The 15,129-nt window shown below is 64.6% G+C and carries 13 protein-coding genes; 7 read left to right on the top strand and 6 right to left on the bottom strand.

Going from position 1 to position 15,129, the window contains the following annotated elements; genetic code table 11:
• Positions 1–76: 76 nt before the first annotated feature.
• From ACR64R_RS18890 to ACR64R_RS18875, 4 genes are all read right to left on the bottom strand, one after another.
• A complete protein-coding gene (locus ACR64R_RS18890) occupies positions 77–1,357 on the bottom strand; it encodes a GNAT family N-acetyltransferase (RefSeq protein WP_487357819.1) in 1,281 nt (426 codons plus the stop codon).
• Positions 1,357–2,760, bottom strand: coding sequence for a lipopolysaccharide biosynthesis protein (locus ACR64R_RS18885; protein ID WP_487357818.1), 1,404 nt, complete (start codon positions 2,758–2,760; stop codon positions 1,357–1,359). Before ACR64R_RS18885 ends, ACR64R_RS18890 begins: the two co-directional genes overlap by 1 nt.
• A 229-nt stretch (positions 2,761–2,989) precedes the next feature.
• The gene (locus ACR64R_RS18880; protein WP_487357817.1) at positions 2,990–3,496 is read right to left on the bottom strand and encodes a hypothetical protein; all 507 of its coding nucleotides are present in this window, start codon (positions 3,494–3,496) and stop codon (positions 2,990–2,992) included.
• Positions 3,497–3,880: 384 nt separating this feature from the next.
• Entirely contained in the window at positions 3,881–4,159 is a 279-nt protein-coding gene (locus ACR64R_RS18875; protein ID WP_487357816.1) for a DUF4242 domain-containing protein, read from the bottom strand.
• A 230-nt stretch (positions 4,160–4,389) separates the two neighbouring features.
• Between ACR64R_RS18875 and ACR64R_RS18870 the strand changes: the two genes are divergently transcribed.
• Entirely contained in the window at positions 4,390–6,975 is a 2,586-nt protein-coding gene (locus ACR64R_RS18870) for a helix-turn-helix transcriptional regulator (protein ID WP_487357815.1), read from the top strand.
• A gap of 204 nt (positions 6,976–7,179) precedes the next feature.
• Here ACR64R_RS18870 and secA read toward each other — a convergent pair whose 3' ends face one another.
• Positions 7,180–9,912 (bottom strand): preprotein translocase subunit SecA, encoded by a 2,733-nt coding sequence (gene secA, locus ACR64R_RS18865; RefSeq protein WP_487362488.1) that lies wholly within the window; start codon positions 9,910–9,912, stop codon positions 7,180–7,182.
• A gap of 263 nt (positions 9,913–10,175) precedes the next feature.
• Between secA and ACR64R_RS18860 the strand changes: the two genes are divergently transcribed.
• Positions 10,176–11,093: a peptidylprolyl isomerase gene (locus tag ACR64R_RS18860; RefSeq protein ID WP_487357814.1), complete on the top strand. Its 918-nt coding sequence runs from the start codon at positions 10,176–10,178 to the stop codon at positions 11,091–11,093.
• Positions 11,094–11,144: 51 nt separating this feature from the next.
• Here the strand turns inward: ACR64R_RS18860 and ACR64R_RS18855 are convergent, their stop codons facing one another.
• Positions 11,145–11,741 carry a TetR/AcrR family transcriptional regulator gene (locus ACR64R_RS18855; protein WP_487357813.1) on the bottom strand — a complete coding sequence of 199 codons (597 nt, stop codon included), beginning with the start codon at positions 11,739–11,741 and terminating at the stop codon, positions 11,145–11,147.
• 185 nt (positions 11,742–11,926) lie between these two features.
• Here ACR64R_RS18855 and argJ point away from each other — a divergent pair, with 185 nt between their 5' ends.
• The 5 genes from argJ to ACR64R_RS18830 all read left to right on the top strand — a co-directional run bounded on the left by argJ (position 11,927) and on the right by ACR64R_RS18830 (position 15,122).
• A complete protein-coding gene (gene argJ, locus ACR64R_RS18850; RefSeq protein ID WP_487357812.1) occupies positions 11,927–13,168 on the top strand; it encodes a bifunctional glutamate N-acetyltransferase/amino-acid acetyltransferase ArgJ in 1,242 nt (413 codons plus the stop codon).
• Positions 13,168–13,947: a GNAT family N-acetyltransferase gene (locus ACR64R_RS18845; RefSeq protein ID WP_487357811.1), complete on the top strand. Its 780-nt coding sequence runs from the start codon at positions 13,168–13,170 to the stop codon at positions 13,945–13,947. Before argJ ends, ACR64R_RS18845 begins: the two co-directional genes overlap by 1 nt.
• Positions 13,944–14,366, top strand: a complete 423-nt coding sequence (locus tag ACR64R_RS18840) for a (deoxy)nucleoside triphosphate pyrophosphohydrolase (protein ID WP_487357810.1) — start codon at positions 13,944–13,946, stop codon at positions 14,364–14,366. Before ACR64R_RS18845 ends, ACR64R_RS18840 begins: the two co-directional genes overlap by 4 nt.
• 157 nt (positions 14,367–14,523) lie before the next feature.
• On the top strand, positions 14,524–14,844 hold the full coding sequence (locus tag ACR64R_RS18835) for a hypothetical protein (protein ID WP_487357809.1): 321 nt from the start codon (positions 14,524–14,526) through the stop codon (positions 14,842–14,844).
• Between the two features lie 92 nt (positions 14,845–14,936).
• The gene (locus ACR64R_RS18830) at positions 14,937–15,122 is read left to right on the top strand and encodes a Flp family type IVb pilin (protein WP_487357808.1); all 186 of its coding nucleotides are present in this window, start codon (positions 14,937–14,939) and stop codon (positions 15,120–15,122) included.
• Positions 15,123–15,129 lie beyond the last annotated feature (7 nt).

Below are 15,129 nucleotides of genomic sequence, written 5' to 3'. Positions count from 1 at the left end.
GCTCCAGCCAAGATGTGCCGCAGCGCGCTTCTTGCGATCTCGACGACCATATGCCGGTACACTTTCCTGGGATTGCCTAGCGACGCTTCAGCAGGCTGCGCATGCGGTTGCGCAGGATGCGCGCCATGTTGCGGGTCTCGCGGTAGAGGTGCAACTGCGAGGCCGCCTGCCGGGCCAGCCGGTCGGCGTCCGGCGTCAGCCCGATCACCAGCGTGCCCATCGGCTTGCGCTCCGCCCACAGGCGGCTCATCACCGGATGGTCCGGAACCGCGCAGGAATCCGTCATGACGATGTTGGGGTCATCGAGATGCTGCTTGGTCACCTCGATCATCAGAAGCGTGCCTGGCGAATAGGCGGCGAGCGTTTCGTCATAGGCCGTCTTCCAGGTATAGGCGACGCCGGCCTCGACGAATACGATCAGGCAGGCGACGGCGCGGCCCTCGAGCGTCAGCGTATGGATGCGACACATGTCCTGCTCCGCCAGCCTGTGCACGGCTTCGCGGGCGAAGGCTGCGCGGTAGCGGTCGATCGCCATGGCGGTGCGCTCACGGCCTTTCCAGCCGGCAGCTTCCAGCGTCAGGAAGCTTTCGATGGCGTGGCGGATCTCGTCGGGTCCGCGCGCCACGATGTGCCCGATCCTGCCGAGATCGGCAAGGCGCCGCTTCAGCCGGCGGAATTCGCGGTAGTGGTGCGAACGAAGCGATGCCTTGAGATAGGCCTCGCCGTCGAGAGCGCTTTCGAGCACCGGCCGCTCGACCTTGCCGGTGGTCACCATGGTCAGGCCGCGGCTGTCGGCGAACGAAGTGAGCAGGCTCGCCACCGGTCCGTCGAGACGCATATCGGGCAGCACGAAGACCTTGGGCAGCTTGAGATGCGGCCTCGACAGCATGGAGAAGAAATCCTCGATGACGCAGACCGGATCGTCGCGGTCGACCAGCGGCGTGCCGAGCGGGCCGAACGGGCTCGCCCATGTACGCATCACCGGGACCCCGAGCGGGATCGCCGGCCGCTCGACCGAGAAGGGCACCAGAAGCCGCAGCCGGTTGCGGTATTCGTCGCCGTCCCGGATGACGGCCAGCCGCACTTCGCGGTCTTCCAGCCGGGGCATTGCAGGCGCCAGGAAGCGCGGGTTGAAGAAGACGTTGGGCTCGATCGTGCGGGCGCAGAGGAAATCGAGCTCCTCTACGAGGTCGAAGCCGGCCGAGGCCGGGTAGATGGCAAGCTTTCGCTCCGGCCTGTTGCTGGCGAAGAGCTCGACATGGGCGGGGTCGACCTCGCGCGCCAGGCCGGCGAGGTTGGAGACCATGGCGCCGGCGGGGCCGCCGCTTGTCTCTTCGAGCAACGGAACGGCGGCCATCAGGCGACTTCCTTTCTTGCGGGCACGAAGATGGCCATCACGATGCCGAGCTTGCGCCAGACGGTGAAGGAGAGCGCGCTGGCCTCGAAGACCATGGCGAGGCTCGTTGCCATCGCCGCGCCCCAGAGTCCGAACAGCGGGATCAACAGCACGTTGAGGCCGATGTTGAGCGCGAGCGTCATGGCATAGACCGCGGCGCAGATGTTCTGGTTGCCGCTCATGGTGAGCAGGCTTTCGCAAGGGCCGACGGCGGCGCGCGCCACTACGCCAAGCACTAGCAGGAAAAGCAGCGGATACCCGGCGGTGAATTCGGGCCCGAACAGCACCAGCATCGGCTCGCCCAACGCCAGCACCAGCAGCGCCATTAAGAGCGAGGGCCAGAAGGTCCAGGACACCGTCTCGCGGGCGAAGGCGGCGAGCCTGGCCGGCTCGCCATGCGTGAACTGCGCGTAGCGCTGGGCAACGCCAGCCTTGACCGCGAAATAGACGAAATGCACAAGCGCCAGCGTCTTCACGGTGGCGAAGTAGACGGCGACGTCGTTGGGCCGGAGATAGGCGCCCACCATCAGCACGTCGGCATTGGTGAGCAGGAAGAAGAAACTCTCGACCAGGAAGATCGGCAGCGAAACCAGGATCCACTGGGCGAAATGCACCTTGATCGGCCCGGCCGGGGTCTTTTTCTCCATGCGTGAGGTGACGGCCATAAGCTGGCCGAGCGTCGTGACGTAGGTAGCGGCGATCGAGGCGAAGATCGCGGTCTTGGCGTCGGGCACGTAATGGAGGCCAAGCAGCAGCGCCATGAACGCCAGGATCAGCACCGGCCGCACCAGGTAGGTGGGCGACAGCGCCAGCAGCGCCCAGGAATTGGCGCGCGCCAGGCCTTGCAGGAGATCGCCGAGCGCGATCATCGGCAGGCAGATGACGCCGAGGATGAATGGGATGACGTAGTAGCTCTCGATCCAGTCCGAGGCGAGCCACACGCCGAGCGCGCCGAGGCCCGCGATGAGCGTCGAGGCGACAAGCACGAAGAGGCGGCTGGCCAGAACGATGCCGCGCAGCTCGGCCAGCATGCCGCGTTCGCGATATTCCGGAATGTAGCGGATGACCGAGGTGTGGAAGCCAAGGCAGGCGAGGTTGCCGACGATGACCATCGTCACCCACACCAGCACCGAGATGCCGTATTCGAACGAGCCTATCCAGCGCGCCATGAGTACCTGGCTGACGAAGGCGATGACGGCGCTGATGATGCGTATGGAAAAGGCGATCAGCGACATGCGCCCGGCTTCGCCGCGTTCGTCGGCGGTGAAGAGGATGGCATCGATGCGGCCAAGCAAAGGACGCATGCGCAGCGCCCAGCGCTGCGGCAGGAACCGCCCGGCAGTCGTTGCCGCGGAAAAGCGCACCCAAAACTCTCCGTTTTCCGCCTTTTTCCAGCGTTCCGGTCTATCCGAAACACCTTAAGAAACGGTTGGGTGGGGTGGTCGTCCCATCGTAGCGATTGCTGAGGCGAGCTAGCCCCGGGGATTGCCCGAAGGCAGGGGGAGCCGGCCGGTGCTTTGCTCGCCTCTTCTCCCCGCCAGGGGAAGGTGGGACACCGGGCGTGGCCCGATGTCCGATGTTCCACAAAGAGCGCTACATCCCCTTCATCGCGTCGCACGACACGTTGGGGTTCATGTCGGCGAAGGCGCCGGTCGGATTCTGCTTCCAGGCCCAGACATGCAGTTCGTAGAACGGGCCGAGGCCGTAGCGGTTGGGCGCGGTGTTGAAGTTGAACAGATGACCTTCGAGCGAAGCCGGGCCCTTCGCGGTGATGTATTCGACCGCGACAAGCTTCAGCGTGCCGTCGGCCATCGGCTCGTACATCACCGCCTCGGGCTTCGCGACATCGACTGCGTCGTCCTTCAGATAGGCGGCGTTGACGTAATGGATGCCCATCGCGCCGCCGGTGAGGCCGCTGGCGCAGGGGATCGGCGCGTAGCCTTCGGCTTCTGCCACCGCGACGTCCTCGAAGCGGCTGTCGAGCGCCCGCACCTTTTCGGCGAGCGGATTGGCGGTTTCCGCCGTGGCGGCGCCCGCCATCAGCAGGGTGATCGCTGCAGAGGCGCCGATAAGGCATTCGGTCCAAATGCGAATGGTCATTTCAAGTCTCCAATACGGTTGCGGCGCGCAAACGGCGAAGCTGGCCTGTCGAGGCCAACTCCGGACGCCGGAGGCGCCTTTTCTGCAAAAAGGTGATGGATGCTGATCGCGATGAATTGGGATCAGCCGTGATGCCACCAATATTCCCAGTATTCGCGCGGGTTTTCCCGCTCGTGCAGGCCGATATCGCGCCTCAGGTGATCGTCCTGCGGCGGCAAGAGGCGACGCCGGTTTCGAAAGCGTGAAAGCAGCGCCGATACGGCCCGTCGCATGTAGCCGTGCCGTGGCGGGACGTTATCCGCCGCGGCGGATGAAGTCTCGCTGCCTGGCACGGCGTCAGGTCCGCCGGCGACGGGTATGGTCTGCCCGACACGATCTGACCGGTCAGCGATAAAAGTAGGGGTCGAGGACCCGCACCTCCGTGATCTTGTCGACGGGGAGCGCGTTCTTCTGCGCCGTGCTGCGGATCGCCTCCGGCGAGGGCGCGTCATAGATGCAGAAACTCTTCGACTTGTCGGGCGAGACGAAGGACTGCACCCAGGTTACGCCTTTTTCGGCATTGCGGGCGATGACGCCGCTCATGGCCGTGGCGCCGGCATCGGTCATCGGCACGTTCAGGCCTTCCGGGAAGGTGCGTTCAACAAGGTAGCGAGGCACGATCATTTCCTTTCGTTGGTGATTTGCGCTCGGTTTAAGCGCGACCCAGCAGAAATCACCTTCGCGGAAAGCGCGCATCGGCGCCTTTCCCCATATTTGACGGGACGATTCCCTATCTTGGCGCCGTTATAGTGGGAGTAAGCACGCAAATGTGTGGAAGGTCACATTTCCATCCGTTCGTACTGACTATCCAGCGGCATCCGCCGCGCCAACATTCCCTATTCGCGAGAATGACGATGCTTCTGGAAAGGCAGACGCAGCTAAAGCAACTGGAGGCCGATCTGGCCGGAACCGTGCAAGGTCACGGCCGCGTCGTGGCGCTCTCCGGCGAAGCCGGCGCTGGCAAGACGGCGCTGGTCGAGGCGTTCGCGAGTCGGCTGGATAAGGGCCTGACCATGCTGCGCAGCGCCTGCGAGGACCTGTCCATTCCCGATCCACTGGGGCCGCTCTACGATCTGGCCCGCGAGGCGCAGTGGGAACTGCCGCGGGCGTTCGAAGACCGCCAGGTGCAGCGACTGCCGCTGTTTTCCGAGGCGCTAGACGTATTCGAGGCGAAGGGTCCGAGCGTGCTCGTCATCGAAGACCTTCACTGGGCCGATGACGCGACGCTCGACTTCGTGCGCTTCCTCGGCCGGCGTATCGCGAACACCCGTATCCTGCTCGTGATCACCGCGCGGACCGACGGCAGCGAGGGCCAGATGCGGGTTCGGCGAGCGCTCGGCGCGATTCCGGCCGGCAACATCCATCGTATCGAGGTTCCGCTGCTCAGCGAGACAGCCGTCCTGTCGCTTGCCGAGGCCGCCGAGCGCGACGGCGACGCCATCTATCGGGCAAGCGCAGGCAACGCCTTCTTCGTCACCGAGTTGCTTGCCGCCGAAGGCGATGGCGCGATGCCGGCGAGCGTGCGCGACGCCGTGCTGGCGCGCGCCGAAAAACTGTCGCCGGGCGCGCGCTCGATGCTCGACGCAGTCTCGGTGTTCCCTCGCCGCGCCGACGCCTGGGCGCTGAGCGGCCTCTGCGGGATCGCCGCCGCCGGCCAACTTGCCGAGTGCGTTTCCAATGGCCTCCTGGAGGATTTCGGCGACGGCTACGCCTTCCGGCATGAGATCGCCCGCACGGCAATCGAGATGGCGCTGACGCCGAGCAAACGGCGAGAGTACAACGAGCGCGCTCTGGCAGCCTTGCGGGAAGATCCGCACGTCGCCACCGCCAGGCTGGTGCATCATGCCGTGGAAGCGCAAAGCCTGGACGTGGTGCGCGAGCTGGCGCCCGTCGCCGCGCGCGAGGCGTCCCGCGTCGGCGCGCATCGCGATGCGGCGGGCTACTACGAGGTTGCCCTGCGCTACGCTGATCTCCTGCCGATCGAGAAGCGGGCGGAGCTTTATGAAGGCCATGCCTTCGAGTGTCACCTGATCGGTCGCGTCGACGCGGCCATGGAGGCGCAAGGACAGGCACGTCGGTTGCGCCAGGCGCTGGGCGACCGGGTCAAGGAGGGCGACTGCCTCAGATGCCTGTCGCGCTTTGCTTATCTGCTCGGTGATCGGGAGGACGCGGACCGGTTCGGAGCACAGGCCGTGGAACTGCTGGAGGCAGCGCCCGACGGGCCCGAACTCGCCATGGCTTATTCCAATCTTTCGCAATTGGCGATGCTGGCCGAGCGGCTCGACGACACGCTCATGTTCGGCGGCAAGGCCATAGAGCTGGCGGAGCGGCTCAACCGGCCCGACATCCTTTGCCACGCGCTCAACAATGTGGGTGCGGCCGGGCAATGGCTGGACTTCGCCAAGGGGCGGCATGATCTCGCCCGCAGCCTTGGAATCGCGCTGTCCAGCAACTTCCAGGAGCATGCCGCGCGCGCCTTCACGAATTGCGCCTGCGTCGAGATGAACAGGCTCAATTTCAGCGAGGCGGCATCGTTCCTGGAGCGCGGCATCGGCTATTGCGTCGAGAACGATCTCGCGACCTGGCGCGACTACATGCGCGGGGTGCAGGCGCAGCTTTTGGTTCGGCTCGGCCTTTGGGACGACGCCGCGGCAATGGCGCATGAGGTTGTCGACGACGAGGCGACCACGCCGTTGGTGCGCTATCCGTCGCTCATCGCGTTGGCACGGTTGCGCATCCGCCGGGGAGATCCATCGGCCGGGCCGGTTCTCGACGAGATGAAGCTGTTCCTGGACAAGGGCATGGAGTTGCAACGCCTCGCGCCCTTCGCCGAGGTGATGGCCGAACTGGCGTGGTTGGGCGAGGGCGACAGGGATGAGGCGCTGCGCGTGATCGCCCTTGCCGAGAGCCTGTCGCCGACGCGGGCGGTGTTCGGCGAACTGGCGACATGGCGGCAGCTTTTGTCGCCTGAAAGCGAACCCGGCGAGACCGACGGCATGGCTGAGCCGCACCGTCTGCAATTGGCTGGCGATTGGCGCGCCGCCGCCGCGCTCTGGTCGAAGATGGACGCCCCGTTCGAACGGGCGCTCGCCCTGCTCAGGGGCGATGAGGCAGCGCAGCGCGAAGCGCTCGATGTGCTCGAGGCACTCGGCGCAAGGTCGGTGGCGCAGCATGCGCGCGGCGTGATGCGGCAAAGCGGTGTGAACCGCATCGCCAGGGGACCGAGGCAGGCTACGCGCGCCAACCAGGCGGGGCTCACGCAGCGCCAGATGGAGGTTCTCCAGCTTATCGAGCGAGGCTTCTCCAACAAGAAGATCGCCGCGCATCTGACCATCTCGCCCAAGACGGTCGATCACCACGTCTCGGCGGTGCTGGAGAAGCTGGAGGCGGTCTCGCGTGGTGAAGCGGCGGCCGCGGCGCGTGCGTCGGGGCTGGTGTGAGGCCGCGGCGCCGCGAGGAAGCTTAAAACAAGTCCGGCGTTCTGGTGGGATTGCCAGCGCAAGCGCTGCCCTCATACGCCCTTCGGGCACTGCCAGCCCTTCCTATCGCTCCGGGCGTTCGTCGTTCGAAAAGCCAAGCAATTGGCTTCTCGTTCCGCTGCGCGGACCACTCCTCAACCCGTTGAACGGGAGAAGGAAAGGGTCTCAGGCGAAGGTGCCGTGGCAGTGCTTGTATTTCTTGCCGGAGCCGCAGGGGCATAGCTCGTTGCGGCCGACCTTGCCCCATGTCGAGGGGTTCTTCGGATCGCGGTTTTCCGGGGCGACGACGGTGTTCGAATCCTGGCGCACCAGAAGCGCGGTCTCGCCGCCCTCGAAATCGTCCTCCCCTGTGGAGCCGTCGATATGGCTGCCAAACATCTCGGGGGCTTCGGGCGGCGGGGCGTCCGCCGCCTGGCGCACCAATTCGACGCGCATCAACTGCGCGGTGACGGCCTGACGAAGGTTGCCGAGCATGGCTTGAAACAGCTCGAAGGCTTCGCTCTTGTATTCCTGCAGCGGGTCGCGCTGGGCATAGCCGCGGAAGCCGACGACCGAGCGCAGATGGTCGAGGTTGACGATGTGCTCGCGCCACAGATGGTCGAGCGTCTGCAGCACCACCGAACGCTCGACATAGTTCATCACATCGGGGCCGAAACGGTCGGCGCGCTCCTTGGCGGCGGTGTCGGCAGCCGCGGTAATGCGCTCGCGGATGTCGTCCTCGGCGATGCCTTCTTCCTTGACCCATTGCTCGATCGGCAGGTCGAGGTTGAGGTACTGCGCCACCTCTTCCTTGAGGCCGGTGACGTTCCACTGCTCGGCATAGGCGTTTTCGGGTATGTTCTTGGCGACGATCTCCTCGATGACGCCTTCGCGCATCTCGGCGATCGTCTCCGAGAGGCCTTCGCCGTCCATCAACTCGATGCGCTGCTCGAACACCACCTTGCGCTGGTCGTTGGCGACGTCGTCATATTTCAAGAGGTTCTTGCGGATATCGAAGTTGCGCGCCTCGACCTTCTTCTGCGCCTTCTCCAGCGCCTTGTTGATCCAGGGATGGATGATCGCCTCGTCTTCCTTGAGGCCAAGCTTCTGCAGCATGCCATCCATGCGCTCGGAGCCGAAGATGCGCATCAGATCGTCCTGCAGCGACAGGAAGAATTTTGACCGGCCGGGGTCGCCCTGACGGCCTGAGCGGCCGCGCAACTGGTTGTCGATACGGCGCGATTCGTGGCGTTCCGTGGCCAGAACATAGAGGCCGCCCGCCGCCAGCGCCTTTTCCTTCAGGCGCTCGACGTCGGCGTAGATTTCCTTTTCCCTGGCCTCGCGCTCGGGTCCCTCCGGCATGTCGCCCAGTTCATCGGCGATGCGCATCTCGGCGTTGCCGCCAAGCTTGATGTCGGTGCCGCGGCCGGCCATGTTGGTGGCGATGGTTATGGCGCCCGGCTTGCCGGCCTGGGCCACGATGGCCGCCTCGCGCTCGTGATGCCGGGCGTTGAGAACTTCGAAGTCCGTGAAGCCTTCCTTACGCAGGCGCTCGGCCAACTGCTCGGACTTCTCGATCGAGGTGGTGCCGACCAGAGTCGGCTGGCCCTTGGCGCTGGCTTCGCGGATTTCCTTGACGATCGCCTTGTACTTCTCCTCGACCGTCCGGTAGACCTCGTCGTCCTCATCCTTGCGGATGACCGGCAGGTTGGTCGGGATTTCGGTGACCTCGAGACCGTAGATGTTGCCGAATTCCTCAGCTTCGGTCAGCGCCGTGCCTGTCATGCCGGCGAGCTTCTTGTAGAGGCGGAAATAGTTCTGGAAGGTGACGGAGGCCAGCGTCTGGTTCTCCGGCTGGATCTGCACGTGCTCCTTGGCTTCGAGGGCCTGATGCAGGCCTTCCGAATAGCGGCGGCCGGGCATCATGCGGCCGGTGAACTCGTCGATGATGACGATCTCGCCGTTGCGCACGATGTAATCGCGGTCCTTCTGGAACAACAGATGCGCCTTGAGCGCATTGTTGACGTGATGGACGATGGCGACGTTCTCGACGTCGTAGAGCGACTCGCCCTTGAGCAGGCCAGCCGCGGTCAGCAAGTTTTCGAGCTTCTCGGTGCCTTCCTCGGTGAAGATCGTCGTCTTCTGCTTCTCGTCGACTTCGTAGTCGGCCGGGCCGAGCTTAAGCATGAAGGTGTCGATGGTGTTGTACATTTCCGAGCGGTCCTCGAGCGGACCGGAAATGATCAGCGGCGTGCGCGCCTCGTCGACCAGGATGGAATCGACCTCGTCGACGATGGCATAGGCATGGCCTCGCTGCACCATCTGCGAGCGCTCATACTTCATGTTGTCGCGCAGATAGTCGAAGCCGAGCTCGTTGTTGGTGGCGTAGGTGACGTCACTGGCATAGGCCTCGCGGCGCTCGTCGTCGGATAGGCCATGGACGATGATGCCGACGGTCAGGCCGAGAAACTTGTAGACGCGGCCCATCCATTCGGCGTCGCGCTTGGCGAGGTAGTCGTTGACGGTAACGACATGCACGCCCTTGCCGGCAAGCGCATTGAGATAGACCGGCAAGGTTGCGACCAACGTCTTGCCCTCGCCGGTGCGCATCTCGGCGATGCCGCCATTGTGCAGCACCATGCCGCCGATCAACTGGACGTCGAAAGGCCGCATGCCAAGCACGCGGCGGGCCGCCTCGCGTACCGTGGCGAAAGCGGGAACCAAGAGGTCGTCCAACGAGGCGCCGTTGGCGAGATCCTGGCGGAATTTCTCCGTGCGGCCCGCAAGCTCGGCGTCGGAAAGCGCCCGCATCTCGTTTTCCATGGCATTGATTGCTTCGACTCGTGGCCGGGTCGACTTGACGCGGCGGTCGTTGGAGGAGCCGAAAACCTTACGGGCGAGAGCGCCGAGACTGACCATCAATGGCCCTTTCGATAGCAATTTCAAGCGTCTGCGACGGACACCGGGCGGGCCCATCAAATCCGCGTGAATGCGGACAAACGCAAAAAGCGCCCGGAAAACGGTTCTGGACGCCAAGTCGATGGACAGATAAGAGGGGGCTCAATCGATGTCAACGCCGCGTTAGCCCTAAGGTCAGCGCCAAATTCCGCCACAATCCGACTGATCTGGAACCCCTTCGCTCACGCGATCCTAATTGGCAAATCCCTATTGGAGTTATCTTGATGTCCCTGTTGTTCCGCCGCGCGTCGCTCGCCAGCCTCGGTTTGGCCTTCGGCCTTTCGGCTTTCTCGCTGTCGCCGCTGATGGCGCAGGAAACCAAGCCTGCCCAGGGGGATGCCGCGGCGCCCACCGCCGCGCCGGTCGATCCCAATGCCGTGGTCGCCACCATCAATGGCGAGAAGCTGACCGAGGCCGATCTTGCGCTCGCCGAAGGCGAACTTTCCCAGCAGTTCGCGCAGATGCCGCCGGAACAGCGCCGCGCCGCCGCGCTTTCGGCGGCGATCGAAATCCGCGTCATGGCGAAAAAGGCCGTCGACAGCGGCCTCGACAAGGATCCAGACTTCCAGCGCCGCATGGCTTTCCTGCAGGCGCGCGCGCTGCATGGCGAGGTGGTCGAGAAGGAGGTGGTCGACAAGGTGACGGATGCCGAAGTGCGTGCCCGCTACGACCAGGAGATCGCCAACACGCCGCCGGTCAATGAAGTGCATGCACGTCACATCCTCGTGAAGACGAAGGAAGAAGCAGAGGCTATCATCAAGCAGCTCGACGGCGGCGCCGACTTCCAGAAGCTCGCCAACGAACACACCAATGACCCCTCGGGCAAAACCAATGGCGGCGATCTCGGCTGGTTCGGTCCGGGGCAGATGGTGCCGGAATTCGACAAGGCGGCCTTCGCGCTCGATGTCGGCAAGTACACGAAGGAGCCGGTGCAGACGCAGTTCGGCTGGCATGTCATCAAGCTTGAAGACAAGCGCGCCAAGCAGCCGCCGGCCTTCGACGACGTCAAGGACCAGGCCAAGCAGGCGGTGATCCGCGACAAGTATTTCGCCATGGTCAAGGACCTGCGGGCCGCCGCCAAGGTCGAGATTCCGGACGAAAAGCTCAAGAAGGACGTGGATACGCTTGAAAGCGGCAAGTGATTTGCCGCCGACTGACGGTTCTGCAAGGGCGCTTTCGGGCGCCCTTTCGCATCATGAAGCCTTGCTTATGCCCCGCACGACATAGCGGACGGCGGCGCGGATAGCCACGTCGTCCTCATCGAGGCGATTGCTCAGCAGATGCCGCCAGGCGAAGGACGCGACAAGGTCGGCGACGATCCCGGCATCGACATCGGCCGCCACCTCGCCACGCGCCTTGGCGCGTTCGATCATGCCGCCCGTGTGGACGCGGCGCCCTTTTGAATATTCGGCAAGCGCAGCGGCGGCAGTCTCGTCGGACTGGGCCTCGGCGACCAGCGAGCGGAAGATATTGCCCGATGGGGTGTCGCGCCAGTGCGCGAACAGGTTCTTGAGAAAGCCGACCAGGTCGTCCTCGACGTTCCCCGTATCCGGAGTTTCGACGCGCTTCTGCCGCTGGTAGACCTCGATCAGCAGCGCCGCCTTGCTTGGCCACCAGCGGTAGATGGTCGGCTTGCCAGCACGCGCCCGCCGGGCGACGGCCTCGATCGAGAAGCCGGCATAGCCCGCCTCGCGCAATACGGCTTCGGCGGCCTCGACAATGGCGTCGGCGCTTTCGGGATTGCGTTTCGCGCCGATCGATTTGCGCCCGCGGGCCGCGGCTTCGCCCATCGAGGTTTCCTTAGCCGGTGAATCTGGCGCCATCATATGGGCTTCGGCGATGAAACGAAACGCCGCGTTTTCCGTTGCACAACCCTCGGTCAGGTCAGCGAATCGCGGCCAGAACGCCCCTTGCGCCGGCGCGCGCTATCGGGCAAACCGGCCTTCCTTTCGCGCTCTTGCCGCCCGGGGTCATGATGTCCGCTACGATTTCGCCGCTCGCACCGAAGAAGTACCCACAGATGCCGGTCATCGAGGGGGTGCGCATCGCGACCGCCGAAGCCGGCATAAAATACCGGAACCGCACCGATCTCCTTGCCATGGTCTTCGATCCGGGCACGGCCGTCGCCGGCGTGTTCACCAGGTCGAAATGCCCTTCGGCGCCGGTGGATTTCTGCCGCCAGAACCTGCCCGGCGGCAAGGCGCGCGTGCTGGTCGTCAACTCCGGCAATGCCAACGCCTTCACCGGCAAGAAGGGCAAGGCGTCGACCGCGCTGACCGGCGAAGCGGCGGCCAAGGCCGCCGGATGCTTGGAGAGCGAGGTTTTCCTGGCCTCGACCGGCGTCATCGGCGAGCCGCTCGACACCACCAAATTCAGCCATCTTCTCGCCGGGCTGGTCAAGGACGGCAAGCCGGATCTGTGGACCGATGCGGCCAGGGCCATCATGACCACGGATACCTATCCGAAGGTGGCGACGGCGACGGTCAAGCTCGGCGACGCGGACGTCACCATCAACGGTATCGCCAAGGGCGCCGGAATGATCGCGCCCGACATGGCGACGATGCTTTCGTTCATCGCCACCGACGCGCCGATCGCCGCCGCCGTGCTGCAGGACCTGTTGTCGCGCGGCACGGCCAAGACTTTCAACGCGGTGACCGTCGACAGCGACACCTCGACCAGCGACACGCTGCTTTTCTTCGCCACAGGCAAGGCAGCCGCGCGCGGCGCGCCGGCAATCAGCGATCCCAGGGACGCGCGGCTCGGCGCGTTCCGCCGGGCACTCGGCAAGGTGCTGAAGTCGCTGGCGCTCCAGGTCGTGCGCGACGGCGAGGGCGCGCGCAAGCAAGTCGAGGTCACGGTGACGGGCGCCAAATCGGCGCGTTCCGCCAAGCGCATTGCGCTCTCGATCGCCAATTCACCACTGGTCAAAACTGCCGTCGCCGGCGAGGATGCCAATTGGGGCCGCGTCGTCATGGCTGTCGGCAAGGCCGGCGAGCCCGCCGATCGCGACCGTCTGTCGATCTGGTTCGGCGACAATCGCCTCGCTCATGAGGGCGAGCGCGATCCGGCCTATTCGGAGGAAGCGACTTCGGCCTATATGAAGCGCGACGATATCCGCATCCGCGCCGATATCGGCATCGGCCGCGGCAAGGCAACGGTGTGGACCTGCGACCTCACCAAGGAATATGTCGCCATCAATGGCGATTACCGGAGCTGATGGCGCCGGTGTCCAGGCATCCGGCAAGCGTGCTGGCGGTCGTGCGCCGTTACGAGGCGGCGGGTTTTCGCGCCTGGCCGGCGGCCGCCGTCCATTATGACGGGACCTGGGTGGTGCGGCTGACGGCCGGACACCCCGCCAAGCGGCTGAATTCGGTCAATCCGCTCGATCCCGGCGACACCCACGCGATCGAAGAGCGTATCGGTCGCGCCGCAAGGCGGTTCGATGCCTATGGCCGGCCGCTCACCTTTCGCATGTCGCCTCTGTCTGGGCAGGTGCTGTCAACGCATCTCGACAAGGCCGGCTGGAATCGGTTCGACGAATCCCTGGTGATGCGGTTGCCGCTGAAAGAGGTCGAACTCGGCGCGGCGATGGACCAGATCCCGCTCAAGGACATCAGCCGCTTCATCGGTGCATCGCTGAGAACCAGCGGGTCGGACGCTTCGCTGCGGCCCGGCCTGTCGGAGGTCATCGGCGCCATACAGCCGGAGGCGGGGCTGTTCGCGCTCGAGGACGGCAACGAGCCGCTGGCGACGCTGATCTGCGTCCATGACGGCGATCTCGCGGGCCTGTTCGAAGTCGCCACCGAAAAGTCGGCGCGCAACAAAGGCCATGGCCGCAACCTCATCCTGTCGGCGCTGAAATGGGCGCGCCTGCGCGGCGCGCGCGAGGCCTGGCTGCAGGTCGAGGCCGGCAACGCGCCGGCGCTTTCGCTCTACCGGTCGCTCGGCTTCGAGGAAGTCTATCGCTACCACTATCGACGGCCGCCAGGCGCATGAGCGAGGTGAAGCCAACCGGAAAGCGCCTTCTGCTGGTCGCTGCCTGCGCGCTGGTCGACACTGACCGGCGCGTGCTTCTTGCACAGCGCCCAGAGGGCAAGCAGCTTGCCGGGCTGTGGGAGTTTCCCGGTGGCAAGGTCGAGCCGGGCGAGACGCCGGAGGAGTGCCTTGTCCGCGAATTGCACGAGGAGCTCGGCATCGAGACCGACATTCCGTGCCTGGCTCCGCTTACCTTCGCCAGCCATTCCTATGACGATTTCCATCTCCTGATGCCGCTTTATGTCTGTCGGCGATTTCGCGGTATCGCGCAGCCTCGCGAGGGGCAGGGACTCAAATGGGTCAGGCCGAAGCAGATGCGCGAGTATCCGATGCCGCCGGCCGACGCGCCGCTGATCCAGTTCCTGATAGACCTGCTGTAGTTTCGCTGCCTGCCTTTGCGAAAGACCACGGCTTTCGGGGGGGGCATTTTACGAAGCTGCTTTAGTCAGCGTTAATGGAAGATTTATCTCGACGTGAGAGATTGCTCGAGCCGTTGCGCGCGGCAAGAACATCGTCGATGGACCGGGAAACAACGGCATGAGCCTTGAAAGAGACTGGGACTCGATCCGGCCCGACCGGGGTTTTCGCGCGGCGGACGCCGGCATGGGCATCCTGCGGATCACGCTTCTCTTCGGCTCGGCCGCCGTGGCGCTGGCGCTGTTCGCGACGCCTTTCCTCGACAATCAGAGCCGATCGCAGGGCGCCCGCGACGGCCTTGGGACCGGCCTCGACATGTCCGCGACCGGATCGATAGGTCATCGCACCAATACATATACGGTGCGCCGCAGCGTGCTGCAGCCAATGCCCAGCTCGATCTGTGTCATCCGTAATGACGGCAGCCGCAGCGGCGAGTGCTGATTTTTGGGACAATGGCGTTTCACTCGCCGTTAAGCTTTTGCCGTTAACCTTTCTTAACGGGTAGCACATTAGAATTTCTGCATAAGGAATGGATGACCATGAAGAACCTGTTGCAGCAATTCGCGAGGGATGAGACGGGAGCGACGGCCATCGAATATGGTCTGATCGTTACTGTACTGTCGCTTACAATCATCGGCGGCGTGGGCAAGGCCGCGGATGCGCTCCAGTGGTTGTTCAGCGACAACAACAGCAAACTGGTCCAGGCCTTCTCCCACTGACGACGCC

It is taken from the genome of Mesorhizobium sp. MC2-1-1 (assembly GCF_057597255.1).
Note: the sequence above shows the minus strand (reverse complement) of the source record. Positions and strands in the feature narration are given on the sequence as shown.

What these genes read in the sequence shown, in the direction of transcription:
- ACR64R_RS18890 (WP_487357819.1), bottom strand. Translation starts at nt 1,357, where the DNA reads ATGGCCGCCGTTCCGTTGCTCGAAGAGACAAGCGGCGGCCCCGCCGGC.
- ACR64R_RS18880 (WP_487357817.1), bottom strand. Translation starts at nt 3,496, where the DNA reads ATGACCATTCGCATTTGGACCGAATGCCTTATCGGCGCCTCTGCAGCG.
- ACR64R_RS18875 (WP_487357816.1), bottom strand. Translation starts at nt 4,159, where the DNA reads ATGATCGTGCCTCGCTACCTTGTTGAACGCACCTTCCCGGAAGGCCTG.
- ACR64R_RS18870 (WP_487357815.1), top strand. Translation starts at nt 4,390, where the DNA reads ATGCTTCTGGAAAGGCAGACGCAGCTAAAGCAACTGGAGGCCGATCTG.
- secA (WP_487362488.1), bottom strand. Translation starts at nt 9,912, where the DNA reads ATGGTCAGTCTCGGCGCTCTCGCCCGTAAGGTTTTCGGCTCCTCCAAC.
- ACR64R_RS18860 (WP_487357814.1), top strand. Translation starts at nt 10,176, where the DNA reads ATGTCCCTGTTGTTCCGCCGCGCGTCGCTCGCCAGCCTCGGTTTGGCC.
- ACR64R_RS18855 (WP_487357813.1), bottom strand. Translation starts at nt 11,741, where the DNA reads ATGGGCGAAGCCGCGGCCCGCGGGCGCAAATCGATCGGCGCGAAACGC.
- argJ (WP_487357812.1), top strand. Translation starts at nt 11,927, where the DNA reads ATGTCCGCTACGATTTCGCCGCTCGCACCGAAGAAGTACCCACAGATG.
- ACR64R_RS18845 (WP_487357811.1), top strand. Translation starts at nt 13,168, where the DNA reads ATGGCGCCGGTGTCCAGGCATCCGGCAAGCGTGCTGGCGGTCGTGCGC.
- ACR64R_RS18840 (WP_487357810.1), top strand. Translation starts at nt 13,944, where the DNA reads ATGAGCGAGGTGAAGCCAACCGGAAAGCGCCTTCTGCTGGTCGCTGCC.
- ACR64R_RS18835 (WP_487357809.1), top strand. Translation starts at nt 14,524, where the DNA reads ATGAGCCTTGAAAGAGACTGGGACTCGATCCGGCCCGACCGGGGTTTT.
- ACR64R_RS18830 (WP_487357808.1), top strand. Translation starts at nt 14,937, where the DNA reads ATGACCATGAAGAACCTGTTGCAGCAATTCGCGAGGGATGAGACGGGA.